At 68.8% G+C, this 22,254-nt stretch carries 23 protein-coding genes and 1 tRNA gene; 18 read left to right on the top strand and 6 right to left on the bottom strand.

What is annotated here, in order from left to right:
* The first annotated feature begins 2 nt into the window (after positions 1–2).
* The 10 genes from folE to lysS all read left to right on the top strand — a co-directional run bounded on the left by folE (position 3) and on the right by lysS (position 8,406).
* Positions 3–578: a GTP cyclohydrolase I FolE gene (folE, locus tag AC1DB1_RS13860; RefSeq protein ID WP_271176023.1), complete on the top strand. Its 576-nt coding sequence runs from the start codon at positions 3–5 to the stop codon at positions 576–578.
* On the top strand, positions 575–1,378 hold the full coding sequence (folP, locus tag AC1DB1_RS13855; RefSeq protein WP_271176022.1) for a dihydropteroate synthase: 804 nt from the start codon (positions 575–577) through the stop codon (positions 1,376–1,378). The genes folE and folP overlap by 4 nt, the downstream gene beginning before the upstream one ends.
* Positions 1,371–1,757: a dihydroneopterin aldolase gene (gene folB / locus AC1DB1_RS13850; protein ID WP_477201202.1), complete on the top strand. Its 387-nt coding sequence runs from the start codon at positions 1,371–1,373 to the stop codon at positions 1,755–1,757. The genes folP and folB overlap by 8 nt, the downstream gene beginning before the upstream one ends.
* The gene (gene folK, locus AC1DB1_RS13845; protein WP_477201201.1) at positions 1,754–2,302 is read left to right on the top strand and encodes a 2-amino-4-hydroxy-6-hydroxymethyldihydropteridine diphosphokinase; all 549 of its coding nucleotides are present in this window, start codon (positions 1,754–1,756) and stop codon (positions 2,300–2,302) included. The genes folB and folK overlap by 4 nt, the downstream gene beginning before the upstream one ends.
* Positions 2,299–2,778 (top strand): DUF3180 domain-containing protein, encoded by a 480-nt coding sequence (locus AC1DB1_RS13840; RefSeq protein WP_477201200.1) that lies wholly within the window; start codon positions 2,299–2,301, stop codon positions 2,776–2,778. The genes folK and AC1DB1_RS13840 overlap by 4 nt, the downstream gene beginning before the upstream one ends.
* On the top strand, positions 2,762–3,247 hold the full coding sequence (locus tag AC1DB1_RS13835; RefSeq protein ID WP_271176018.1) for a PH domain-containing protein: 486 nt from the start codon (positions 2,762–2,764) through the stop codon (positions 3,245–3,247). The genes AC1DB1_RS13840 and AC1DB1_RS13835 overlap by 17 nt, the downstream gene beginning before the upstream one ends.
* Positions 3,244–5,067 (top strand): PH domain-containing protein, encoded by a 1,824-nt coding sequence (locus AC1DB1_RS13830; protein ID WP_477201199.1) that lies wholly within the window; start codon positions 3,244–3,246, stop codon positions 5,065–5,067. Before AC1DB1_RS13835 ends, AC1DB1_RS13830 begins: the two co-directional genes overlap by 4 nt.
* Entirely contained in the window at positions 5,067–5,921 is an 855-nt protein-coding gene (locus AC1DB1_RS13825) for a DUF2520 domain-containing protein (protein ID WP_271176016.1), read from the top strand. Before AC1DB1_RS13830 ends, AC1DB1_RS13825 begins: the two co-directional genes overlap by 1 nt.
* 61 nt (positions 5,922–5,982) lie before the next feature.
* Positions 5,983–6,858 carry a pantoate--beta-alanine ligase gene (gene panC / locus AC1DB1_RS13820; RefSeq protein ID WP_271176015.1) on the top strand — a complete coding sequence of 292 codons (876 nt, stop codon included), beginning with the start codon at positions 5,983–5,985 and terminating at the stop codon, positions 6,856–6,858.
* Positions 6,859–6,891: 33 nt separating this feature from the next.
* Positions 6,892–8,406 (top strand): lysine--tRNA ligase, encoded by a 1,515-nt coding sequence (gene lysS, locus AC1DB1_RS13815; RefSeq protein ID WP_477201198.1) that lies wholly within the window; start codon positions 6,892–6,894, stop codon positions 8,404–8,406.
* Positions 8,407–8,454: 48 nt separating this feature from the next.
* On the opposite strand, the gene AC1DB1_RS13810 is transcribed toward lysS, so the two are convergent.
* On the bottom strand, positions 8,455–9,270 hold the full coding sequence (locus tag AC1DB1_RS13810) for a cytochrome c oxidase assembly protein (protein WP_477201197.1): 816 nt from the start codon (positions 9,268–9,270) through the stop codon (positions 8,455–8,457).
* A gap of 109 nt (positions 9,271–9,379) precedes the next feature.
* On the opposite strand from AC1DB1_RS13810, the gene AC1DB1_RS13805 reads away from it, so the two are divergent.
* Positions 9,380–9,553, top strand: a complete 174-nt coding sequence (locus AC1DB1_RS13805) for a hypothetical protein (RefSeq protein ID WP_271176012.1) — start codon at positions 9,380–9,382, stop codon at positions 9,551–9,553.
* A gap of 102 nt (positions 9,554–9,655) precedes the next feature.
* Positions 9,656–11,119: a cardiolipin synthase gene (gene cls, locus AC1DB1_RS13800; RefSeq protein WP_477201196.1), complete on the top strand. Its 1,464-nt coding sequence runs from the start codon at positions 9,656–9,658 to the stop codon at positions 11,117–11,119.
* A gap of 24 nt (positions 11,120–11,143) precedes the next feature.
* Here the strand turns inward: cls and AC1DB1_RS13795 are convergent, their stop codons facing one another.
* Positions 11,144–12,124, bottom strand: a complete 981-nt coding sequence (locus AC1DB1_RS13795) for a pirin family protein (RefSeq protein WP_477201195.1) — start codon at positions 12,122–12,124, stop codon at positions 11,144–11,146.
* Positions 12,125–12,182: 58 nt separating this feature from the next.
* On the opposite strand from AC1DB1_RS13795, the gene AC1DB1_RS13790 reads away from it, so the two are divergent.
* The 4 genes from AC1DB1_RS13790 to AC1DB1_RS13775 all read left to right on the top strand — a co-directional run bounded on the left by AC1DB1_RS13790 (position 12,183) and on the right by AC1DB1_RS13775 (position 16,715).
* Positions 12,183–12,632, top strand: coding sequence for a hypothetical protein (locus AC1DB1_RS13790; RefSeq protein WP_477201194.1), 450 nt, complete (start codon positions 12,183–12,185; stop codon positions 12,630–12,632).
* A 117-nt stretch (positions 12,633–12,749) separates the two neighbouring features.
* Positions 12,750–15,275 carry an ATP-dependent Clp protease ATP-binding subunit gene (locus AC1DB1_RS13785; RefSeq protein WP_271176008.1) on the top strand — a complete coding sequence of 842 codons (2,526 nt, stop codon included), beginning with the start codon at positions 12,750–12,752 and terminating at the stop codon, positions 15,273–15,275.
* Between the two features lie 254 nt (positions 15,276–15,529).
* Complete coding sequence (locus AC1DB1_RS13780; RefSeq protein ID WP_477201381.1) at positions 15,530–16,036, top strand: amino-acid N-acetyltransferase; 507 nt, start codon at positions 15,530–15,532, stop codon at positions 16,034–16,036.
* A gap of 46 nt (positions 16,037–16,082) precedes the next feature.
* Complete coding sequence (locus tag AC1DB1_RS13775) at positions 16,083–16,715, top strand: hypothetical protein (RefSeq protein ID WP_477201193.1); 633 nt, start codon at positions 16,083–16,085, stop codon at positions 16,713–16,715.
* A gap of 150 nt (positions 16,716–16,865) precedes the next feature.
* On the opposite strand, the gene radA is transcribed toward AC1DB1_RS13775, so the two are convergent.
* Positions 16,866–18,233, bottom strand: a complete 1,368-nt coding sequence (radA, locus tag AC1DB1_RS13770) for a DNA repair protein RadA (RefSeq protein WP_477201192.1) — start codon at positions 18,231–18,233, stop codon at positions 16,866–16,868.
* A 141-nt stretch (positions 18,234–18,374) separates the two neighbouring features.
* Here radA and AC1DB1_RS13765 point away from each other — a divergent pair, with 141 nt between their 5' ends.
* Positions 18,375–19,301, top strand: coding sequence for an alpha/beta fold hydrolase (locus AC1DB1_RS13765; RefSeq protein ID WP_477201191.1), 927 nt, complete (start codon positions 18,375–18,377; stop codon positions 19,299–19,301).
* Here AC1DB1_RS13765 and AC1DB1_RS13760 read toward each other — a convergent pair.
* A complete protein-coding gene (locus AC1DB1_RS13760; RefSeq protein ID WP_477201190.1) occupies positions 19,291–20,154 on the bottom strand; it encodes an SGNH/GDSL hydrolase family protein in 864 nt (287 codons plus the stop codon). The two genes, AC1DB1_RS13765 and AC1DB1_RS13760, sit on opposite strands and share 11 nt — an antisense overlap.
* 105 nt (positions 20,155–20,259) lie before the next feature.
* On the opposite strand from AC1DB1_RS13760, the gene AC1DB1_RS13755 reads away from it, so the two are divergent.
* Positions 20,260–20,349 (top strand) — tRNA-Ser (locus AC1DB1_RS13755).
* Positions 20,350–20,519: 170 nt separating this feature from the next.
* Here AC1DB1_RS13755 and AC1DB1_RS13750 read toward each other — a convergent pair.
* Both AC1DB1_RS13750 and AC1DB1_RS13745 read right to left on the bottom strand, forming a co-directional pair.
* Positions 20,520–21,101 carry a GNAT family N-acetyltransferase gene (locus tag AC1DB1_RS13750; RefSeq protein WP_477201189.1) on the bottom strand — a complete coding sequence of 194 codons (582 nt, stop codon included), beginning with the start codon at positions 21,099–21,101 and terminating at the stop codon, positions 20,520–20,522.
* A 193-nt stretch (positions 21,102–21,294) separates the two neighbouring features.
* Positions 21,295–22,179, bottom strand: coding sequence for an NAD(P)H-binding protein (locus tag AC1DB1_RS13745; RefSeq protein ID WP_477201188.1), 885 nt, complete (start codon positions 22,177–22,179; stop codon positions 21,295–21,297).
* Positions 22,180–22,254 lie beyond the last annotated feature (75 nt).

Genomic DNA, 22,254 nt, shown 5'->3' with positions numbered 1-22,254 from the left:
GCATGACCGGTTTCGATCGTCCGCGCATCGAGGCGGCCGTCGCCGAGATCCTCGCCGCCATCGGCGAGGATCCTGCGCGTCCGGGGCTCGAAACCACCCCGCAGCGGGTGGCCGACGCCTACGAGGAGTTCTTCTCGGGCATCGGCGCCGACCCGCTGGAGGACCTCGGCGAGCCGGTACCGCTCGAGGGCCCGGATGCCGAGACGGTGCTGCTGCGCGACATCCGGTTCCGGTCGGTGTGCGAACACCACCTGCTCCCGTTCCTCGGTGTGGCGCACGTCGCCTACCTGCCGGGCGAGCGCGTCGTCGGACTGGGCCGCATCCCGCGCGTCATCGACACACTGGCCGCACGGCCCCAGGTGCAGGAGCGCCTGACCGAGCAGATCGCCGACGTGATCGAGAGCGGTCTCGACGCGCGTGGAGTGCTCGTCGTCCTCGATGCCGCGCACACCTGCGTGACGACCCGCGGCGCGCGGCAGACGGACAGCACGACCGTGACCATCGCCTCGCGCGGGGCGTTCACCGAGCCGGCCGCCCGCGCCGAGCTGATCGCGCTGATCGGACGTGGCGTCGCGTGACGCTCATCATGGGCGTCCTCAACGTGACGCCGGACTCGTTCAGCGACGGCGGCCTGTGGTTCGAGGCCGACGCGGCGATCGATCACGCGCACCAGCTCGTCGCCCAGGGCGCCGACATCATCGACGTCGGTGGCGAGTCGACGCGTCCGGGCGCCGTGCGGGTCGACCCGGCCGAGGAGCGCACGCGTGTCATCCCGGTGATCCGAGCTCTGGCCGAGCGCGGCATCACCGTCAGCGTCGACACCATGAACGCGTCGACGGCACGCGCGGCGGCCGACGCCGGCGCCGCGATCATCAACGATGTGTCGGGCGGCCTGGCGGATCCGGACATGCCTCAAGCGGTGCTCGACACCGACCTGCAGTACGTCGTGATGCACTGGCGCGGCCAGAGCGACTCGATGGACACGCTCGCGCGCTACACCGACACGGTGTCGGAGGTGCGGTCGGAGCTGTCGGCGCGGCTGACCGACCTCGTGCAGCGCGGCGTCGACCCGTCGAAGCTCATCGTCGACCCCGGCCTCGGCTTCTCCAAGACCGGCGAGCACAACTGGCAGGTCCTCGGTGACCTGGCCGCGTTCGAGACCCTGGGCTATCCGGTGCTGATCGGGGCGTCGCGCAAGCGGTTCCTCGGCGCGCTGCTGCCCGACGGCGCCCCGGCGAGCGAGCGGGATGCCCCGACGGCCGTCATCAGCGCGCTCGCGGCAGAGGCGGGCGTCTGGGCCGTGCGCGTGCACGACGTGCCCTCGACGCGCATCGCGCTGGATGTGGTCAGGGCATGGCAAGCTGGAAGAGATGACTAGGCCAGCTTCGTCCGGGGGATCCGACGCGATCATCCTCACCGGTCTGCGCGTGCGCGCCAACCACGGCGTCTACGACTTCGAGCGGGAGAACGGCCAGGACTTCGTGATCGACCTGACGGCGCACCTCGACCTCTCGCCCGCGGCAGCGAGCGACGACGTCGCGAACACCGTGCACTACGGCGAGCTCGCGGTGGAGGTGGCCGAGGCCGTGCGCCGTGATCCCGTCGACCTCATCGAGACGGTCGCCGAACGCGTCGCCGCCGTCGTGCTCGGCCACCCGCCGGTGCTGGCGGTCGAGGTGACCGTGCACAAGCCCGATGCGCCCATCGAGGTGCCGTTCGGCGATGTCGCCGTGCGCATCCGGAGGGAGCGCTCGTGACCGCCGCCGTGCGTCCCAAGCCGCAGCGGCTGCGTCCGGCGGTTCCCGCCGTGCTCGCCTTCGGCGCGAACCTGGGCGACCGCGAGGCGACTCTGCGCGCCGCGCTCGCGACGCTCGAGACGACCCCGGGCATCCGGATCGACGCCGTGTCGCCGCTCTACGAGACGCCGGCCCTCAAGCTCACCGGAGTGGACCACGACGCACCCGCGTACCTGAACGCCGTCGCCCGCCTCCACACCACGCTCGACCCGCACGCGCTGCTCGACACGGTCAATGCGGTCGAAGACGAGTTGGGGCGGGTTCGCCAGGAGCGCTGGGGTGATCGCACGATCGACATCGACATCGTCGACTACGACGGCCGCACCGCCGACGACGAACGTCTCACCCTGCCGCATCCGCGCGCGGCCGGGCGCGGCTTCGTGCTCGTTCCGTGGCTCGCGATCGATCCGGATGCGGTGCTCACCGGTCACGGACGCGTCGCCGACCTCGCGGCCGGCTCCACCGACGTCGTGACCCCGTACCAAACGAAGGGGACCGCCCGATGAGACGCACCAGGGCGACGTCCCTCATCGGCCTCGGCGTCGCCGGGGCGGTGATCGGCTTCCTGATCGAGCTCGCGGCCGCCGGCGCCGGAGTCGCCGTCTTCATCCCGCCGCTGAGCCTGCCGATCACCCTCGTCGTCATCGCGATCATCGTGGTGGCCTTCGCCATCCCGATCCGACGGGCGACCCACGGGCGCACCTCCCGTCGCATCGACCCGTTCCAGGCCATGCGCATCGTCGTGCTCGCGAAGGCGTGCAGCCTGAGCGGCGCCCTCCTGACCGGCGCGGGCGCGGGTGTGCTGGTGTTCCTGCTGAGCCGCGCCGTGATCCCCGGCGGTTCCGCCGTGTGGCTGGCCGTCGCGACCACCGTCGGCGCCGCCGTACTGCTCGCCGCCGGTCTCGTGGCCGAGCACATGTGCACACTCCCCCCGGAAGACAACGACGACGATCCGGAGAACGCCCATGCAAAATCGCCTTGATCTCTCCGTCGGGGAGTGGAACCGGGTGTCGCCCAAGTACGTCGTCGTGGTCATCGTCAGCACGGTGATCTCCGGACTGATCGCCAGCGCGGTGTCGGTCTTCCTCTGGCTCGTCGCAGGCTGGAATGCGGGCTGGATCCTGCTCGCGGCCGTCGTCGTGATCAGCATCATCGCCCTGATCATCGCGCCACGGCGTGCGCGGTCGATCGGATACCGCACCCGCGAAGACGATCTGCTGTTCCGCCGCGGCATCATGTTCCAGCGCTTCGTCTCGGTGCCGTACGGCCGCATGCAGCTCATCGACATCAACCGCGGACCGGTCGGGCGCCTGCTCGGGCTGGCCGACCTCAAGTTCGTGACGGCCGCGGCGTCGACCGGCGTCGTCATCCCGGGGCTGCCCGAACCGGTGGCCGCAGAGCTGCGCGACCGCCTCGTCGAACTCGCGGAGAGCAGACGGGCCGGGCTGTGACCGGCGCCCAGCTCAGCCCCGCCGAGAAGGCCGCCGAGCGGTTCACCGACGGGGAGTGGCACCGCCTGCATCCGGCCACGCCGTTGCTGCGCGGCGGCATCGTGTTCATCGCGGTGCTCGGCTACGTGCTGTCGAACCTGCGCGAGCGCATCGTCACCTTCTTCGTCGGCGGCCCGGACGTCGGCGGCGACCCGCTCGACGAGATCTACAACCGCGGCTGGGAGGGCTGGGCGCTGCTCGCCCTCGTCGTCGTGCTGACCCTGTGCATCGGCGGCTTCTACCTGTCGTGGCGGATGCACAGTTTCCGCATCACCGGAGACGCGGTCGAGGTGCGCAGCGGGATCCTGTTCCGCACCCAGCGCAAGGCGCGGCTGGATCGCATCCAGGGCATCAACGTGGTCCGGCCGTTCCTGGCGCGCATCTTCGGTGCGGCGAAGCTGGACATCTCGGTGGCCGGGCACGACGCGAACGTGCAGCTCTCGTACCTCGGATCGCCCCTCGCCGACGGGCTGCGCGGTGACGTACTGCGGCTGGCCTCGGGCGTGCGGGAGGCCGAGCGCTCCGAAGCGGCGGGCGGTGTCGACGGTGCGGCCGTCGACGGCGCAGCTGCCGGCGGCACGGCTGCCGGCGGCACGCCCACGCCGCCCCCGGCAGGGCCGGCCATCGCGCTGTTCGACGCGAACGGCCAGCCGGTCGTCCCCGCACCGGCGGCGCGCACCGCCGGCGTCTCCGACCTCGTCAACCGCCGGGTGAACGAGTTCATGGCGCCCGAACTCGACCCGAACGCCGCGCCTCCGCAGTCCGTCGTGAAGATCCCGCCGTTGCGGTTGTTCGGCTCGCTGCTGCTGAGCGGATTCACCGTGTTCCTGCTGATCGTCGTCGCGCTGCTCGTCGTCGGTGCGTCGACCGGTCGGGTCTGGCTGCTGTTCGTCGTGCTGCCCGGCCTGATCGGCTCGGCGAGCTTCTACATCAACCGGTTCACCAAGTCCCTCCGGTACTCCATCGCGGGCACGCCCGACGGGGTGCGGCTCGGTTTCGGGCTCCTGAGCACCAGCAACGAGACGCTCCCGCCCGGCCGCATCCACGCCGTCGAGGTCATGCAACCCCTGCTCTGGCGCCCGTTCGGCTGGTGGCAGATCCGGATCGACACCGCCGGCCACTCGCGCGAGAAGGGTGCCGCCGGTCAGCCCAACACGACGATGCTGCCGGTCGGCGACGCCAGGGACGTCGAACGGGTGCTCGCGCTCGTCCTCCCCGAGTTCGCCATCGAGGAGCACCGCGCGATCATCGCGGCCGGCATGACCTCACGCGGTCGCGACGATTTCGTCGGCAGCCCGAAGCGGGCGGCGTGGATCCGCCCGTTCTCCTGGCAGCGCACCGGCTACAGCATGATCGGCGGCGTGCTCCTGCTGCGGCGGGGGGTGGTCTGGCGCAGCCTCGCCATCGTGCCGCTCGCCCGCCTGCAGAGCCTCGAGCTCTACCAGGGCCCGATCGACCGGATGCTCGCCCTCGCGTCCACCCGGCTGCACACGGTCTCGGGCCCGGTGCGGCCCCGGCTGCCCGCCATCGACCGCGAGCAGAGCGTCGTGCTCTTCGACCAGGTCGCCGCAACGGCGATCACCTCGGCGCAGAGCGACCGCAGCCATCGCTGGGGAGCGTTCCCGCCGTCCCGTCCGCGGCCCGCGGTCGACCCCGGCGCGAACGCCGGCACCACCACCGCAACCCCCGGCGGCACTCCCAGCGGCACTCCCAGCGGCACTCCCAGCGGCACTCCCAGCGGCACTCCCAGCGGCACTCCCACCGGAGAGGAACTCGGCTGATGGAGCGATCAGGACGCCTCGGACTCGGCATCATCGGAGCAGGGCGCGTCGGCCCCATCCTGGGAGCCGCCCTCGCCGGCGCCGGTCACGCGGTGGTCGGCATCTCGGCCGTTTCCCAGGCCAGCAGGGAGCGGGCGGGAGCGCTGCTGCCCGCCGTGCCGATCCTGGACGTGCCGACGATCGTCGAGCGCAGCGAACTCGTCATCATCGCGGTGCCCGACGACGAGCTGCCTGCGCTGGTCGCGGGCCTCGCCGCGACGGGAACCTGGCAGCCCGGGCAGATCGTGCTGCACACGGCTCCGGGGTTCGGCGTCGGCGTGCTGGCCCCGGCGGCCGCTGCGGGCGCGATCCCACTGGCCGTGCATCCGGCGCTCGAGTTCACCGGCACCAGCCTCGACCTCGCCCGACTCGCAGAGAGCTATTTCGCCGTCACCGCGCCGGGCCCGGTGCTGCCGATCGCCCAGGCGCTCGTCGTCGAGATGGGCGGCGAACCCGTGGTGATCGCGGAGGCCGACCGGGCCGCTTACGCCGAGGCCATCGCGACCGCGACCTCGTTCTCGCGCGCCATCGTGGAGCAATCGACGGGCATCCTGCGCGGGATCGGCGTGGAGAACGCCGGTGGCTTCCTCAGCTCGCTGGTGCGTTCGGCCGTCGACAACGCCCTCACGCATGCGACGCCGGCCGGCATGCTCGACGTGGGGAGCGTGCTCGACGGCTCGCGCGGCGGACTCGGAGCGTTCGGGCTGCCGTTCGACGACGGCGATGACGACGGCGATGACGGTACGGGCGGAAACCTCGGGCGCGAGGACGGGCGCGACCTCGGGCGCGACGACGGGCGCGACGACGACGAGTAGCCTGGATGTCCGGTCGTCTTCGTGAGCGCCCCGCTGGGGTGCGGCGATCGTAGGGGAGCAGATGCCTCAGGTCGTTTCCACCATCGCCGAACTGCGCTCGACGCTCGCGTCGGCCCGTGAGTCCGCCGTGCGCGAGGGCAGCTCCGACGCCCCCGCCTCGCGTGTGGTGTTCGTGCCGACCATGGGCGCCCTGCACGACGGCCATCTTCAGCTCGTCTCACGTGCGCGCGACCTCGGAGGCATCGTCGTCGTCTCGATCTTCGTCAACCCGCTCCAGTTCAGCGCCGGTGAGGATCTTGACCGCTACCCCCGCACCCTCGACGCCGACGTCGCCGCCCTCGACGGACTCGCCGACATCGTCTTCGCGCCGTCGGTGGACGAGATGTACCCGTACGGCCCGTCGGAGACCCGCGTCGCCGCCGGCCCCGTCGCGGCACTCTACGAGGGCGCTGTGCGCCCGGGGCACTTCGACGGGATGCTCACCGTCGTCGCGAAACTGCTCAACATCGTCGCGCCCGACGTCGCCGTGTTCGGGCAGAAGGATGCCCAGCAGGTGCACCTCGTCGGCCGTATGGTGCGCGACCTGAACCTCCCGGTCACGATCGCCGTCGTCGACACCGTGCGCGAGGCCGACGGTCTCGCGCTCTCGAGCCGCAACCGCTACCTGGGCGCCGACGACCGGGCCGCCGCCGTCGTGCTGTCGCAGGCGCTCGCCGCCGCTGAGGCCGCCGCCGCACAGGGCGCCGACGCCGTGGCCGCCGCCGCCCAGGCGCGCATCGACGCGGAGCCAGCCGTTAAGCTGGACTATCTCGTTGTCGTCGATCCGGAGACCTTCCTCGCCGTCGACGCCGGTCACCACGGCCCCGCCGTCGTGCTCGTCGCCGCCCGCTTCGGAACCACCAGGCTCATCGACAACGAACGCATCAGCATCCCCTGATCCGCCACCAGCCTCCCTGAACGAAAGACGCACATGAGCGACGCGCAGACCACCGAGCCTGAACTCACTGATGACGAGATCAGCGAGCAGAAGGCGGTTCGCCTGGCCAAGCGCGAGCGTCTGATCGACGAGGCGGCGACGCCGGCCGGCGGCGCGTACCCGGTCTCTGTGCCGGTGACGACGACCATCCCGGCGGTGCGTGAGAAGTGGGGGCACCTGGCGGCCGACGAGACGTCGGGCGAGGTCGTCGGTGTGGCCGGGCGCGTCGTGTTCCTGCGCAACACCGGCAAGCTCTGCTTCGCGGTGCTGCAGTCGGGCGACGGCACGCGCATCCAGGTGATGGTGTCGCTCGCGGCCGTCGGGCAGGAGTCGCTCGACTCCTGGAAGGAGCTCGTCGACCTCGGCGACCACGTGTTCGCGTCCGGCGAGGTCATCTCGAGCCGCCGCGGTGAGCTCTCGATCATGGTGGCGGAGTGGGCCATCGCCGCCAAGGCGATCCTGCCGCTGCCGAACCTGCACAACGAGCTCAGCGAAGAGACGCGCGTGCGAAACCGCTACCTCGACCTGATCGCCCGCGAACAGGCGCGTGCAAACGTGCTCAACCGCGCCAAGGCCGTCGCCAGCCTGCGTCGCACCTTCGCCGAGCGCGACTTCGTCGAGGTCGAGACCCCGATGCTGCAGACCATGCACGGCGGTGCGTCGGCGCGTCCGTTCGTCACGCATTCCAATGCCTTCGACACCGACCTGTTCCTGCGGATCGCGCCGGAGCTGTACCTCAAGCGCGCCGTCGTCGGCGGCATCGACCACGTCTTCGAGATCAACCGCAACTTCCGCAACGAGGGCGCGGACTCCACGCACTCGCCGGAGTTCGCCATGCTCGAGGCCTACCAGGCGTACGGCGACTACAACTCGATCGCCGACCTGACCCAGACGCTCATCCAGAACGCGGCCAAGGCCATCAGCGGCTCGCACGTCGTCACCTGGGCGGACGGCACCGAATACGACCTGGGCGGCGAATGGGACCGCATCCGGATGTACGACAGCCTGTCGGATGCCGTCGGCGAGCCGATCACGCCCGAGACCCCGATGGCGCGACTGCGCGAGATCGCGGCCCAGGAGGGCATCGAGATCGAGCATCCGCTGCCCGGCAAGTACGTCGAGGAGCTGTGGGAGCACTTCGTCAAGGGGAACCTGGTGCGGCCGACGTTCGTGCTCGACTTCCCGGTGGACACGAGCCCGCTCGTGCGCGCCCACCGCTCCCGCGAGGGTGTCGTGGAGAAGTGGGACCTCTACGTGCGCGGCTTCGAACTGGCGACCGGATACTCGGAGCTCGTCGACCCGGTCGTCCAGCGCGAGCGCTTCGTCGAGCAGGCCAAGCTCGCCGCGGCCGGCGACGGCGAGGCCATGCGCCTCGACGAGGAATTCCTGCGGGCGCTCGAGTTCGGCATGCCGCCCTCGGGCGGCATGGGCATGGGCATCGACCGGCTGCTGATGGCGCTGACCGGTCTGGGCATCCGCGAGACGATCCTGTTCCCGCTGGTCAAGTAACCGGCCTCACGTAACCGGCCCCGATCAACCGGGCCCGAGTAACCGGCTTCAGTGGTGCTGGCGCAGGTGCGCCCGGGTCAGCTCCTCCATCTGCTCGTCGGTGAGCTCGTCCATCTTCCTGCTCTCGCGGTGATCGCTGCGCATCCAGCGCACGAAGAGGAAGATCAGCACGGGAACGTCGGCGATCTCGGCGATGAACCACAGGAAGTCGCCCGAGAGGTGCTGGTCGTGCTGTGCCGTCGGGAACCAGATCGGCAGCCGTCCGATGATCGCGGGAGCGTGATCGAGGATGCCGTCGTTGAGCCGCAGGAGGAGCCCTGGCACCGCGTCGAGCAGCATCTCGACGAAGGCGAGCAGGAACTCGATCGTGATGAAGAACCCGGTTCGGATCACCGAGTGCGCCGCGATCGGCAGCACCATCAGGATGCCCGCCAGCGGTGCTATCAGGGTGATCGTCCATTCCGACCACGGGCTGTCGCGCAGGATCGCCGCGGCGGGCGTCAGGAAGACGAGGAAGACGGCGCAGGCGAACAACGGCGCGAAGATGGCGTTGCCGAACAGGCGGACGAGGCGGGAGCCGAGAACCGAATCTGCGAACCGCCGTGGCCGCCCGCTCAGGGCGGTGCGCGCGAGGGCGATCGGCAGGCCGAGGCTGATGAGGCCAGGCACGGCGAACAGGAGCAGGGCGATGCGGGTCGTGAACGCCCAGCGCAGCTCGCTGCTGTATGCACCGAGGAAGCCGAACGAGATCCACGCGTACGAACCGAGGCCCAGCGCGAAGAACAGGATGGTCGGCCGCAGCGGCCATCGGTGGCCCCGCCGTCTCAGTGACAGGATGCCCGCCAGATAGAGGCCGCCGGACACGATGATCGCGGCGAAGGCGACGGGGTCGAAGCTCCAGGTCGTCAGGAAGGTCTGGATGGGGGGCGTGATGAACTCCGTTCACAGCTGGGGGCGTTACCATTATCAGGTTATGAATGACGTCGTCGCTGGCATCGTGTGGTCACTCGCACCGACCGTTCTCGTCGGGCTGCTCTTCTGGGTGATCATGCGCGCGATCATTCGAGCCGACCGCACCGAGCGCAAGGCGTATTCGCGCCTCGAGGCCGAAGAGCGCGCACGCCGCGGCCTGCCGCAGAAGCCGTAGCTGCGCACGTTCGCGCCGCGATTTCGCTACGGTAGCGATGTGTGGTTCGCGCCTGGCGTGAGCCACATCGTTCGGAATGGCTGACAGAGGGGACTCGCGCCGATGGACGCTGGACTCCTCCCGACGTTGATCGTGGGCTTGGCCCTGCTCGTCGACTTCGTGATCCGCGTCATCGCCGTCATCATCGTTCCCCGCAACCGCAAGCCGACCTCGGCCACGGCTTGGCTGCTCGCCATCTTCCTGATCCCGTACCTCGGCGTGCTGTTCTTCCTGCTGATCGGCAGCTACAAGCTCCCGAAGAGCCGGCGGACCAAGCAGGACGAGATCAACCGCTTCATCATCGACAGCACGGAGGGTATCGAGCGGGTCAGCCGCGACCACCCGTGGCCGCCCTGGCTCGAGTCGGTCGTCGAGCTGAATCGCAACCTCGGGGCGATGCCGCTCGTCGGCGGCAACAGCGCAACGCTCAACGGCGACTACCAGGGCTCGCTCGACGCGATGACGGACGAAGTGAACAAGGCGCGCAAGTACGTGCACGTCGAGTTCTACATCCTGACCTGCGACCAGACCACCAAGCCGTTCTTCGATGCGCTGGAGGCGGCGGTCAAGCGGGGCGTCACCGTGCGTGTGCTGCTCGACCACATCGCCTCGCTGCGCACGCGTGACTACAAGCACACGATCAAGCGTCTCACCGATATAGGCGCCAAGTGGCAGCTCATGCTCCCGGTGCAGCCGTTCAAGGGCAAGTACCAGCGCCCCGACCTGCGCAACCACCGCAAGCTGCTCATCGTCGACGGCGCCGTCGGATTCATGGGCTCGCAGAATGTGATCGACCGCAGCTACAACAAGAAGTCGAACATCCGTCGCGGCCTGAAGTGGAAAGAGCTGATCGTTCGGCTCGAGGGCCCGATCGTCGCCGGTCTCAACGCGATCTTCATCACCGACTGGTACAGCGAGACCGACGAACTCCTGCGCCGCGAGACGGAGCCGATCACCGCCGAACTGACGACGGACTCCCTCGACGCCCAGGTGGTGCCGAGCGGTCCCGGATTCCGTGGCGAGAACAACCTGCGGCTGTTCCTCGCGCTGCTCTATTACGCGCAGGAGCGCATCGTCATCACGTCGCCGTACTTCGTGCCCGACGAGTCGATGCTGATGGCGATCACGACCGCCGTGCAGCGCGGCATCAAGGTCGACCTGTTCGTGTCGGAGATCGGCGACCAGGCGCTCGTGTACCACGCGCAGCGGTCGTACTACGAGGCCCTGCTGCGCGCCGGCGTGCGGATCTGGATGTACAAGAAGCCGTACATCCTGCACGCGAAGCACTTCACGATCGACGACGACGTGGCGGTGATCGGCTCGAGCAACATGGACATGCGCTCGTTCCAGCTGAACATGGAGGTCTCGCTGATGGTGCGCGGGCGCTCGTTCGTCGACGAGATGCGCGCGGTCGAAGACGGTTACCGCCGCGACAGCAAGGAGCTCACGCTCGACGAGTGGATGAAGCAGCCACTGCGCTCGACCGTGCTCGACAACCTCGCGCGCCTCACGTCCGCCCTACAGTAGGGCACCTGCCCTCGACGGGAGGCGTCAGCCGCGCGGCTTGAGTCGCACCGTCGGCAGCTCGGGCGCCGGGAGGGGCGACCCGTCGTAGCCGGTCACCTCGCCGAACCGGCCGGCCGGATCGTCGCCGGCGATCACGTCGGCCTGCCACTGCGCGCGATACTGCACGATGTCGTCGTGACTGCGGCCGATGAAGTTCCACCACATCACGATCTGCTCGCCCAGCGGTTCGCCGCCGAGCAGGATGAGCCGGGCATCCGTGTCGCCGACGGTCAGCTCGACCGACGACCGTCCGGGGCACAGGTAGGCGAGGTGGTTGACCGGCACATCGACACCCGCGACCGTCACGGCGCCGGCATCGACCAGGATGCCGTGCTCGAACGATCCGTCGAGGGGCACCTCCACCGTCGATCCGGCCGGGACCGTCAGCTGCGCACCCAGCAGCGGGCTGAACATCGACGCATCCGTCCCGCTGCCGGCGAGCGCGCCGACGAAGGCGCGCACCTCGGCCGCGCCGAGTCGCGTCGCCAGCGGCACATGATGCTCGAAGAACGGAGCGACATCGCGCGTCGCCGCCGGGAGCGCCACCCACAGCTGCACGCCGTGCAGCCGCGCGGTGCCCGGCGTCGACACCTCCGAGTGGCTGATGCCGCGGCCGGCCGTCATCAGGTTGAGCTCGCCCGGTCGCACGAGTTCGTGCGTTCCCACGCTGTCGCGATGCTCGATCTCGCCCTCGAAGAGCCAGCTCACCGTCTGCAGCCCGGTGTGCGGATGCGGTGGGACGCGCATCCCGCCGGTCGCCGACACGTCGTCGGGGCCATAGTGATCGATGAAGCACCAGCCGCCGATCAGCGAGCGCCGTCGCTGTGGGAGCGTGCGGCGAACGTTCATGGCGCGGGGGCCGCCGAGCGGCACATCGCGCGGTTCGAGGATCTCCACAGGCGACTCGGTCGTCAGCGTTCCGCCGTCGACGAGCAGTTCCGCCGGGTCGCGCTCCAGGTTGCTCACACGAGCATCCTAAGTCGCACTCAGGCACCCGGTGGCCTGGCTTTCTAGAATGGGTCCCGTGATCTCGACTCCCGCCCCCGCCCGTTCCGCCGCCCGGGTCCGTCTGCCGTTCGCGGCCGCGGGAGTGCTGCTCGTCTCGCTCGCGCTGGCCGGATGCTCGACCGCGTCGAACAAGCCGATCGACCAGTACGCGGGCGAGCCGAAAGGCGTCGAGGCGCCGGCCAGCAGTGCGGGAGGCGCCGCCTACGCCGTGTGGATGAAGAACGGCCAGCAGTTCGCCATCACGCTCTACGGCAGCTCGAGCTGCCCGCCGAAGATCGCGTCGGTGTCGGCCGTCGCGAGCAACCAGCTGAAGGCGACCCTCGCCCCGGCGCCGGGCGGGGTGTGCACCCGCGACTACGTCCCCTACACGACCGTGTTCCGCACCCCGAGCGGCATCACCACCACCTCGGATGTGACGGTGAAGCTGCCGGACTCCACGCTGACGTTGCCCGGCCTGCCCGGCTGATCCTGCGCATCCGCTGATCTCGTCACGCCCACGGCGAACAGGGGCAGTATCGGCGCGCATCGGTGGTTACTCTCTTTGTATCGATGCCAACCCTGCAACGGCACCGGAGGAGTAGACATGTTCGAGAGATTCACCGATAGAGCCCGCCGCGTCGTCGTCTTGGCACAAGAAGAAGCCAAGATGCTCAACCACAACTACATCGGCACTGAGCACATCCTGCTCGGGCTGATCCATGAGGGTGAGGGTGTCGCGGCCAAGGCGCTCGAGTCGCTCGGCATCTCCCTCGATGCCGTGCGCGAGCAGGTTCAAGACATCATCGGCCAGGGTCAGCAGCAGCCGACCGGCCACATCCCCTTCACGCCGCGCGCCAAGAAGGTGCTGGAGCTCTCGCTTCGCGAGGCCCTGCAGCTCGGCCACAACTACATCGGCACGGAGCACATCCTGCTCGGCCTGATCCGCGAGGGCGAGGGCGTCGCCGCCCAGGTGCTCGTGAAGCTCGGCGCCGACCTCAACCGCGTGCGCCAGCAGGTCATCCAGCTCCTGAGCGGATACCAGGGCAAGGAGCAGGTCCAGGTCGGAGGCAACGATCAGGCCACCGCGCAGGCAGGCAGCCAGATCCTCGACCAGTTCGGCCGCAACCTCACGCAGGCGGCGCGGGACAACAAGCTCGACCCCGTGATCGGGCGCGAGAAGGAGATCGAGCGGGTCATGCAGATCCTGTCCCGACGCTCCAAGAACAACCCCGTGCTGATCGGCGAGCCCGGCGTCGGCAAGACCGCCGTCGTCGAGGGCCTCGCCCAGGCGATCGTGCGCGGCGACGTTCCGGAGACGCTGAAGGACAAGCAGCTCTACACGCTCGACCTCGGTTCGCTCATCGCCGGCTCCCGCTACCGCGGTGACTTCGAGGAGCGCCTGAAGAAGGTCACCAAGGAGATCCGCACCCGCGGCGACATCATCACGTTCATCGACGAGATCCACACCCTGGTGGGTGCCGGTGCCGCTGAGGGCGCAATCGACGCGGCCAGCATCCTGAAGCCGCTGCTCGCCCGTGGTGAGCTGCAGACCATCGGCGCGACCACGCTCGACGAGTACCGCAAGCACTTCGAGAAGGATGCCGCTCTCGAGCGCCGCTTCCAGCCGATCCAGGTGAACGAGCCGTCGCTGCCGCACACGATCAACATCCTCAAGGGGCTGCGCGACCGTTACGAGGCGCACCACAAGGTGTCCATCACCGACGGCGCCATCGTCTCGGCGGCCAACCTCGCCGACCGGTACATCCAGGACCGCTTCCTGCCCGACAAGGCCATCGACCTGATCGACGAGGCCGGCGCCCGCCTGCGTCTGTCGATCCTGTCGGCCCCGCCGGAGCTGCGCGAGTTCGACGACAAGATCGCCGCCGTTCGTTCGCAGAAGGAAGCCGCGATCGAAGACCAGGACTTCGAGAAGGCCGCATCGCTGCGCGACGAGGAGAAGAACCTCCTCGGAGAGCGCCTGCGCCTCGAGAAGCAGTGGCGTTCCGGTGACGTGAAGACCACGGCCGAGGTCGATGAGGGTCTCATCGCCGAGGTGCTGGCTCAGGCCACGGGCATCCCGGTGTTCAAGCTCACCGAGGAGGAGTCGGCTCGACTCGTCTTCATGGAGAAGGCACTGCACCAGCGCGTCATCGGTCAGGAGGAGGCCATCTCGGCGCTCTCCAAGACCATCCGCCGCACGCGTGCCGGTCTGAAGGACCCGAAGCGCCCCTCCGGTTCGTTCATCTTCGCCGGCCCCACCGGCGTCGGTAAGACCGAGCTGGCCAAGGCGCTCGCCGAGTTCCTGTTCGACGACGAGTCGGCCATGATCTCCCTCGACATGTCGGAGTACGGCGAGAAGCACACGGTCTCGCGACTGTTCGGTGCCCCTCCCGGATTCGTCGGCTTCGAAGAGGGCGGCCAGCTCACCGAGAAGGTGCGCCGCAAGCCGTTCAGCGTGGTGCTGTTCGACGAGATCGAGAAGGCGCACCCGGACATCTTCAACTCGCTGCTCCAGATTCTGGAGGAGGGACGCCTGACGGATGGCCAGGGTCGCGTGGTCGACTTCAAGAACACCGTGATCATCATGACCACCAACCTCGGTACGAAGGACATCTCCGGCGGCCCCGTCGGCTTCCAGATCGAGGGCGACCCGCAGACCGGTTACGACCGGATGCGCGGCAAGGTCTACGAAGAGCTGAAGAAGAACTTCAAGCCGGAGTTCCTCAACCGTGTCGACGAGATCATCGTCTTCCCGCAGCTGTCGAAGCCCGAGCTGCTGCAGATCGTCGACCTGTTCATCAAGCGCCTGTCGGCTCGACTGCTCGACCGTGACATGACCATCACGCTGGAGCAGGCCGCCAAGGAGCGCCTCATCGAGGTCGGGTTCGACCCGACGCTCGGAGCTCGTCCGCTGCGCCGCGCGGTGCAGCACGAGATCGAGGACCGCCTGAGCGAGCGCATCCTGCACGGCGAGCTGAACGCGGGCGACCACGTGCACGTCGACTTCAAGGACGGCGAGTTCGTGTTCACCACCGAGTCGCGCAAGGAGCCGGTCGGCGCGGGCATCAACGCCACGGCCGCCCTCGGCACCGGCCCGGCAACGCCCGACCTGGCCGCGTCGAGCGACTAGCCGGCGCTCGAGTCGTACGACGAGCGGGGCCGCCTCTTCGGAGGCGGCCCCGCTTTCGCGTGCTGCGGGGCATGCTCGCGGGGCGCGCCGCTCCCGCCGCGCGCCTGTGCGGTAATGAGGGGTCGCAACACGCCGTTACGGAATCTGCGACACGGCGTGTTGCGACCCCTCGTTGCCAGGGCACGGTGGCGGATGGGACGGGACGCGCCCGGACGCGCCGGGCGGCAGGTCACTAGGCTGGACGGGTGAGTCTCGTGAGCACTGGTTTCCGCATCCGCCGCGCGCGCACCAGCGACGTCACGCGCATCCGGGAGCTGGTGGAGCCGCTCGTGCAGCGCCGTATCCTGCTCGGCAAAGAGCAGGTCGTCTTCTACGAGTCGGTGCAGGAGTTCCGGGTCGCCGAGACGGATGACGGCGAGCTCATCGGATGCGGCGCGCTGCACGTGATGTGGAGCGACCTCGCGGAGGTGCGCACGCTGGCGGTGTCCGACGACTGGCTCGGCAAGGGCATCGGCCGGGCACTCCTCGGCCGTCTCGAGGAGGACGCGCGCGAGCTCGGGCTGAGCAGGCTGTTCTGCCTGACGTTCGAGGTCGGCTTCTTCGAGCGCAACGGCTTCGTGGACATGGGCGACGAGACCGTCGACCCGGCGGTGTACGCGGAACTGGTGCGCTCGCACGACGAAGGTGTCGCCGAATTCCTCGATCTCGCACGCGTGAAGCCGAACACGCTTGGAAACACCAGGATGTTGAAGCAGCTCTAGCGCGTTTTGCCGCGGAAATACGCCGAAGCGCGGCTATCCTGCAGGCATGTCGACGTTCAAGCACCCGGTCGGCCCCCAGCCGAGCAAAGTGTATTGGCGACGCCGGCTGCTGGTCGCCCTGGGCCTGCTGGCCGTGATCGTCGTCATCATCCTCATCGTCGTGCGTCCGGGATCGTCCAGCGGCACGCCGGCGGCTGTGCCGACGACGTCGACCACACCGAAGGCCGCGACGAACCCCACGAGCATCCCGACGACCGAGACGACGGCCAACGGTCAGCCGTGCACGGCCGCGAACATCACTGTTCAGGCGATCACGGACCTGAACGCGTACGCGGCCGGACAGAACCCCAAGCTGGCCGTCTCGATCACCAACCACGGAACGACGTCGTGCAAGATCGACGCCGGCACGTCGAAGCAGGTCTTCACCATCACCAGCGGGTCCGAGGTCTACTGGAAGTCGACGGACTGCCAGACGTCCAAGGTCGATGCCGAAGTGCTGCTGCAGCCGGGCAAGACGATCTCCTCGCAGACGCCGATCACCTGGGACCGGACGCGGTCCGACCCGAAGACCTGCCAGGCGACGCGCGATCAGGTGCCGGCCGGTGGTGCCTCGTACCACCTGCAGACGTCGGTGGCGGGGATCATCTCGGACACGACGAAGCAGTTCTCACTGAACTAGCTGCCGCGTCCGAGGCGGGCCCATAACTCCGGAAGGTCGGTGCGACGCGCCGCGCGGGTGGGCATAACTCCGGATGTCAGGGCCGGTTCGCGCTCGTAGTTCCGGAGTTACGGGAGTGGACGGGACAGCAGCGACGGCTCCCGCCCCACGTCAGAACGCCGCGTCGAGCTCCCGCTCACGAGTCGTCGCGCCGACGGTGAAGGCGACGCGCAGCGCCTCCCGGATGCTCTGGCTCTCGGCGTCGACGCGCGTGACGAATCCGAGGCGCGCGGCCTCGGCCGTGCGCTGCTTGCCGCTGCTGACGGGGCGGATCTCCCCGGCCAGGCTGATCTCGCCGAAGGCGACGAGCGTGTGCGGGATCGGCTTCTCGTTCGAAGCCGACGCGATCGCGAGCGCGATGGCCAGGTCGGCGCCGGGCTCGGTGAGCCGCACGCCACCCACCGTCGAGACGTACACGTCTTTGTCGCCGAAGGTGAAGTTCGCGCGCCGTTCGAGCACCGCAAGCAGCATGGCCACCCGGGATGCGTCGACGCCGTTGGTCACGCGGCGCGGGTTGGGCGCCGAGCTCTTGACGATCAGCGCCTGCACCTCGACCGGGAGCGGCCGGCGGCCCTCCATCGCGACCGTCACGCACGTGCCCGAGACCGGCGTCGTGCTGCGGCTGAGGAAGAGTCCGCTCGGATCGGCGACCTCGGCGATGCCGTCACCGGTCATCTCGAAGCAGCCCACCTCATCCGTCGGCCCGAAGCGGTTCTTGAGCGCACGCACGAAGCGGAGCGCGGTCTGGCGGTCACCTTCGAACTGGCAGACGACGTCGACGAGGTGCTCGAGGAGGCGGGGACCGGCGATCGAGCCGTCTTTCGTGACGTGCCCGACCAGCACGAGCGGAAGGTTGCGGTCTTTGGCGACCCGGATGAGAGTGCTCGCGACCTCGCGCACCTGGCTGGGGCCGCCGGCGAGACCCTCGCCGTTGGAGCTCGAAACGGTCTGCACCGAGTCGACGATGACCAGCTGCGGGTCGACCGCGTCGATCTGGCCGACGATCGTCGCCAGGTCGGTCTCGGAGGCGAGGTAGAGGTGGTCGTGGAGGGCGCCGGTGCGCTGGGCGCGCATCCGGACCTGGCTCACCGACTCCTCGGCGCTCACGTAGAGCACGCGCGAGCGGGCGCGGGCCGCGCGCGAGGCGACCTCGAGCAGCAGCGTGGACTTGCCGACCCCCGGCTCGCCGCTCAACAGGATGGCCGCACCGGGGACGATGCCGCCACCAAGCACGCGGTCGAACTCGGCGATGCCGCTCGGCCAGTGGGTCGCGGTGTCGTTGTCGGCGTCGATGGCGGTGATCGACCGGGCGGCTCGCGCGGCATCGATCGAGACGGGCTTCAACGCCCGGAGCACTCCGGTCGGAGCCGCCGTCTCGGTGACGGTGCCCCACTCCTGGCATTCGCCGCAACGCCCCACCCACTTCGCGGTGGTCCAGCCGCACTCCGTGCAGCGGTAGTTGAGTTGGGCTCGCGCCACGCTACCTCCTCGATCGGGTCAACTGTACGGCGGACCACCGTCATCCGGCCCGAGGCCGACCGGCCTGTGCGAAGTCGCACGCGTTCGCGCCTTTGGGGAGACACCTGGGCGAGACGAGCGCGGAGGAGCACAATGGGCGGCATGGCGAATCTGACCTTCACCCTGCCGTCCGGCCGCACCATCGGCGTCACCACCAAGGGCGATCCCATCGCCGAGAAGATCGTGGTGTTCTGCCACCCGGCGCCCGGCTCGTCGGTCTTCGACCCCGACCCGACGGTGACGGCGACCCGCAACGTGCACATGCTGGCCTTCGACCGGCCCGGCTACGGGTCCAGCGACCCACTGCCGCCTGGGCACTGGCCGAGCATCGCGCAGTCGGCCGACGACATCGCCGAGTATCTGCGCGAGATGAACCGGGACGAATCCGAGATCGGCGTCAACCGCCCGAAGACCGTCGGGGTGGTGGGCTGGTCGGCCGGTGGACGGGTCGCGCTCGCGCTCGCTGCGCGGCATCCGGATGTCGTCGATCGCGTCGCCATCATCGCGACCCCGGCGCCGAACGAGGAGGTGCCGTGGATCGATCCGCCGCTGCAGCAGCTGTCCGATCACCTCGCGACGCTGACACCGGATGCGGCACTGAGCCAGCTCACCGAGATGCTCGCGAGCCAGGCGGAGGCGGTCGCCTCCCCCGACGAGGTGGGCGACGTCCCGTTGGAGATGCTGGGCGAGTCGCCGGTCGACGCGGCCGCGCTGGCGCGCCCCGGTGCGCGCGATCGGCTCGGGATGATGCTGAGGGACGCCTTCCGGCAGGGGGCGGGCGGCGTCGCGGCCGACATCCTGAGCTACACGGCGCGTCCGTGGGGGTTCGAGTTCTCGGATGTCGCGGCGAAGACACTGATCGTCAACGGTCAGGGCGACCCGCTGGCCGGCAACGCGCACGCGACCTGGTATCAGCGCGCGCTGCCGGATGCCCGGGTGCAGATGACGCCGGGCGTGGGCCACATGGTGGTGTTCCCGGCGTGGGGCGACGTGCTGGCGCACGTTGCGCCGGGCACGGTCAGACGCTAGCGGGATCGGAGGCGGCGTCCGGCTGCGAGTCGGCCTGTGAGCCGGACTGCGCATCGCTTTGCGTCTCGGGAACCGTCGCCTGCGTGGTGGCGCCCGTCGACTGCCGCGGGAACCGCTTCTTGACGAGCGTCGTCGCCGCGGGGAGGAACGCCGACGCCCACACGCGGTAGCCGTGGTCGTTGGGGTGGAACAGGTCTTCGGCGAACTGGGTGAAGATCCCGCGCAGTCCCTGACGGCGCATCGACTCGTGCAGCGGGACGACGGTGAGCCCGCGCTCCGCGGCGGCCTCCCGCAGGATCCGGTTGGCGACGGCGACCTTCTTCTCGTTCCACGGGAAGAAGAAGTAGGGCAGGTCGGCGACGATCGCGTCATCCGGCAGCGCGGCGAACACCGTGCGGATGCCGGTCGAGAAGAGTTCGGGATCGAACGCGGCGATGTCGTTCGCGCCGATCGCGACCGTCACGAGGTCGGGGGAGTACGGCGAGAACCGCGGCAGCTGGTCGGCGACCGCGAGCGCAACCGTCGCGCCGGACACGCTCAGATTGGCGACCTGCACGGAGCGCCCGGTGACGGCGTGCACGTGATCGGCGATGACGCCCACGTAGCTGTTCTTGGGGGCGGATGCGCCGATGCCCTGAGCAGCGCTGTCGCCGATCGCGACGTAGAGGAGGTCGCCCTCTGTCTTCGCGTAGTCGCGCCACCACGCGGAGTGGACCGGCAGCGTCTCGTTGAGCCGTGTCTTGTTCGCGGCCAGCTTCGCCTGCGCCTTGCGCACCCGAGCCCAGGCGGCGAGACCGACTGCGACCGACGAGATCCCGGTGCCCGCGAGCACCACCGTCTTCTTCGTCACCATCCTCGAAACTGTACTCTTGCGCGCGCACCGTTCCGAGGGGATTCGCAGCCTCCGGCGCCCCGCTCGATTGGCGCCCGGATGCCCGGATCGCGTACAGTAGTCGGCGGTACCGTGTCCGAGCGGCCGAAGGTGCAACTCTCGAAAAGTTGTGTGGGTGAAAGCCCACCGTGGGTTCAAATCCCACCGGTACCGCCACGAAAACGCCCCGCGATCCCTTGTAAACACTGGGATCCGGGGCGTTTTGCATGTCGCCGCTGGGCGGTTTGCCTGCATTTTGACTACATCTGAAACGCCCCTCAGGTGGGTCTCGTTGGCTTCGTCAGAGTCCCTGCCGTTGCGCTGCGTGCGTGTCGCCGTGGCGTCGGCTAATGAGAAACGAGGGCGTCCCTTCGTGCGGCAGTTCCTTGGGCTGTGAGCTGGGAGTACATGTACATGTCGCGCGGTTGATTTTTCACTCGCTGCCACGCGCGCAGGAGTCCTTCGCGTTCATATCCGGCCTCTTCGGCTGTCCGCCATGAGCCGCGATTCCATGGCTCGACATAAAGCTCGATCCGGTCGAGGGTGTCGAGGTGAACTGCCCAGGCGGTCAGGGTGGTCAATGCATCGATGGCGTATCCCTGTCGCCGCTGAGAGGCCTCGATCCAGTAGCCGACGCTGGCACGTCCGCTGAACCCTTTGGTGAAGAAGAGGCCGATGTGGCCTACCGCGTGATCGTCGTCGTCTGTGACGGCGAAAGCGTAGCCCGCTCGTGTTCGCATCCGATTGTTCTGTCGGTCGATGAAGGCGAGGGCTTCTGCCTCGTCGGCGGTTTGAGGAACAGTGGTGATGAAGGGGATGAGGGGGTCGCGCGATGCCTCTTGAACAACTGAGGCGTCTGAGGGTCGCCAGTCTCGAAGGTGGACCCGCTTGCCGTCAAGAGCAGGAAGGATCAGGGGTGCCTCGTTCATTCCGCAATGCTGTCACGTGTCCGGTGGTCTCAGTCCGTCCGGTACCGATCCGTCAGCGGTCGGCCTCAGAGACGGAGCGGGGCAGCCTGTAGGCGACATTCATCAACAGCTCACGGTCGACCAACACCGACGCCTCGACCAACACCGACGCCTCGAACCACACGGACGCCGTGCTCCCCGCGCGCTGCAGCATTCAGACCCGCGAGGGCTTGGCGGTCAGTGCTGCCGAGATAGTGGCAGCGTTCGATTCGCACCATTGGCGGAACGAGCGCGGTGGTCGCTTCACCAAGCGTTCCACCGTGTCAGTTCGTTGGCCAACGGTGTCTGCACGCATGAGCTGCCACGCTTCGACAACCGCAGCCGCAAGCGGCTCGGGCGCGCCGTTCGGGAAGCGTGAGCGCACGGCCTCGTCGGCGGTTCTCACTTCCCGAAGAGCAATGGGCATCCCCAACGTGCCGCTGAGGATGCGGACCTGGTCTGCGGTGGTGAGGGATTCTGGTCCGGTCAGCGTGTAGGTGGCACCCTCGTGACCGGGGCTGGTCAGCGTCGCCGCGGCAACGGCGGCGACGTCTGCCGGGTCGATGACGGCATGCCGTCCCGGGCCGGTCGCGTCGAGCACATAACGGTCTGCTGCGATAGTCGGCACCCATTCGAGCGCGTTGCTCATGAAGCCGTTGGGGCGAAGAATCGTCCAGGGGATCCTCGACTCGCGCACCAGGACCTCCCGCTCGTGATGCCACCTGCCCATCGCCGGCACAGGGTCCCCGACCACATTCGTGGAGGACAGCAATACGACGTGCCGGACCCCAGCTCGGGAGGCCGCGCTCAGGGCGTTTCGGGCCATGGAGACGCCGATCCCCGGCGTCAGGAGGAAGACCGCGTCGATCCCGTCGAACGCATCGGCGAGAGACTCAGCGTCGTCCAGGTCGCCGGCGACGCGCTCGACCGATGCGGGAAGGTGCTCTGCTCGGCGTGGGTCTCGGACCAGGACGCGCGAGGGAATCGACTTGCTCTCGAGTTCCCGGATAAGCGCGGTGCCGACGTTTCCGGTGGCACCAGTTATGAGTAGCATGGGCATCCAATCGTTAACCGGTCAATGGCATTAAACTAACCGGTAAACGATACGAGGTCAATCTTCTTGGAAGGATGGGAG

The organism is Leifsonia sp. 10N434 (assembly GCF_056394405.1).
Note: the sequence above shows the minus strand (reverse complement) of the source record. Positions and strands in the feature narration are given on the sequence as shown.

Coding starts and splice junctions, on each gene's coding strand:
- folE (WP_271176023.1), top strand. CDS start 3: ATGACCGGTTTCGATCGTCCGCGCATCGAGGCGGCCGTCGCCGAGATC.
- folB (WP_477201202.1), top strand. CDS start 1,371: ATGACTAGGCCAGCTTCGTCCGGGGGATCCGACGCGATCATCCTCACC.
- AC1DB1_RS13840 (WP_477201200.1), top strand. CDS start 2,299: ATGAGACGCACCAGGGCGACGTCCCTCATCGGCCTCGGCGTCGCCGGG.
- AC1DB1_RS13835 (WP_271176018.1), top strand. CDS start 2,762: ATGCAAAATCGCCTTGATCTCTCCGTCGGGGAGTGGAACCGGGTGTCG.
- AC1DB1_RS13825 (WP_271176016.1), top strand. CDS start 5,067: ATGGAGCGATCAGGACGCCTCGGACTCGGCATCATCGGAGCAGGGCGC.
- panC (WP_271176015.1), top strand. CDS start 5,983: ATGCCTCAGGTCGTTTCCACCATCGCCGAACTGCGCTCGACGCTCGCG.
- lysS (WP_477201198.1), top strand. CDS start 6,892: ATGAGCGACGCGCAGACCACCGAGCCTGAACTCACTGATGACGAGATC.
- AC1DB1_RS13805 (WP_271176012.1), top strand. CDS start 9,380: ATGAATGACGTCGTCGCTGGCATCGTGTGGTCACTCGCACCGACCGTT.
- cls (WP_477201196.1), top strand. CDS start 9,656: ATGGACGCTGGACTCCTCCCGACGTTGATCGTGGGCTTGGCCCTGCTC.
- AC1DB1_RS13785 (WP_271176008.1), top strand. CDS start 12,750: ATGTTCGAGAGATTCACCGATAGAGCCCGCCGCGTCGTCGTCTTGGCA.
- AC1DB1_RS13775 (WP_477201193.1), top strand. CDS start 16,083: ATGTCGACGTTCAAGCACCCGGTCGGCCCCCAGCCGAGCAAAGTGTAT.
- AC1DB1_RS13765 (WP_477201191.1), top strand. CDS start 18,375: ATGGCGAATCTGACCTTCACCCTGCCGTCCGGCCGCACCATCGGCGTC.
- AC1DB1_RS13760 (WP_477201190.1), bottom strand. CDS start 20,154: ATGGTGACGAAGAAGACGGTGGTGCTCGCGGGCACCGGGATCTCGTCG.
- AC1DB1_RS13750 (WP_477201189.1), bottom strand. CDS start 21,101: ATGAACGAGGCACCCCTGATCCTTCCTGCTCTTGACGGCAAGCGGGTC.
- AC1DB1_RS13745 (WP_477201188.1), bottom strand. CDS start 22,179: ATGCCCATGCTACTCATAACTGGTGCCACCGGAAACGTCGGCACCGCG.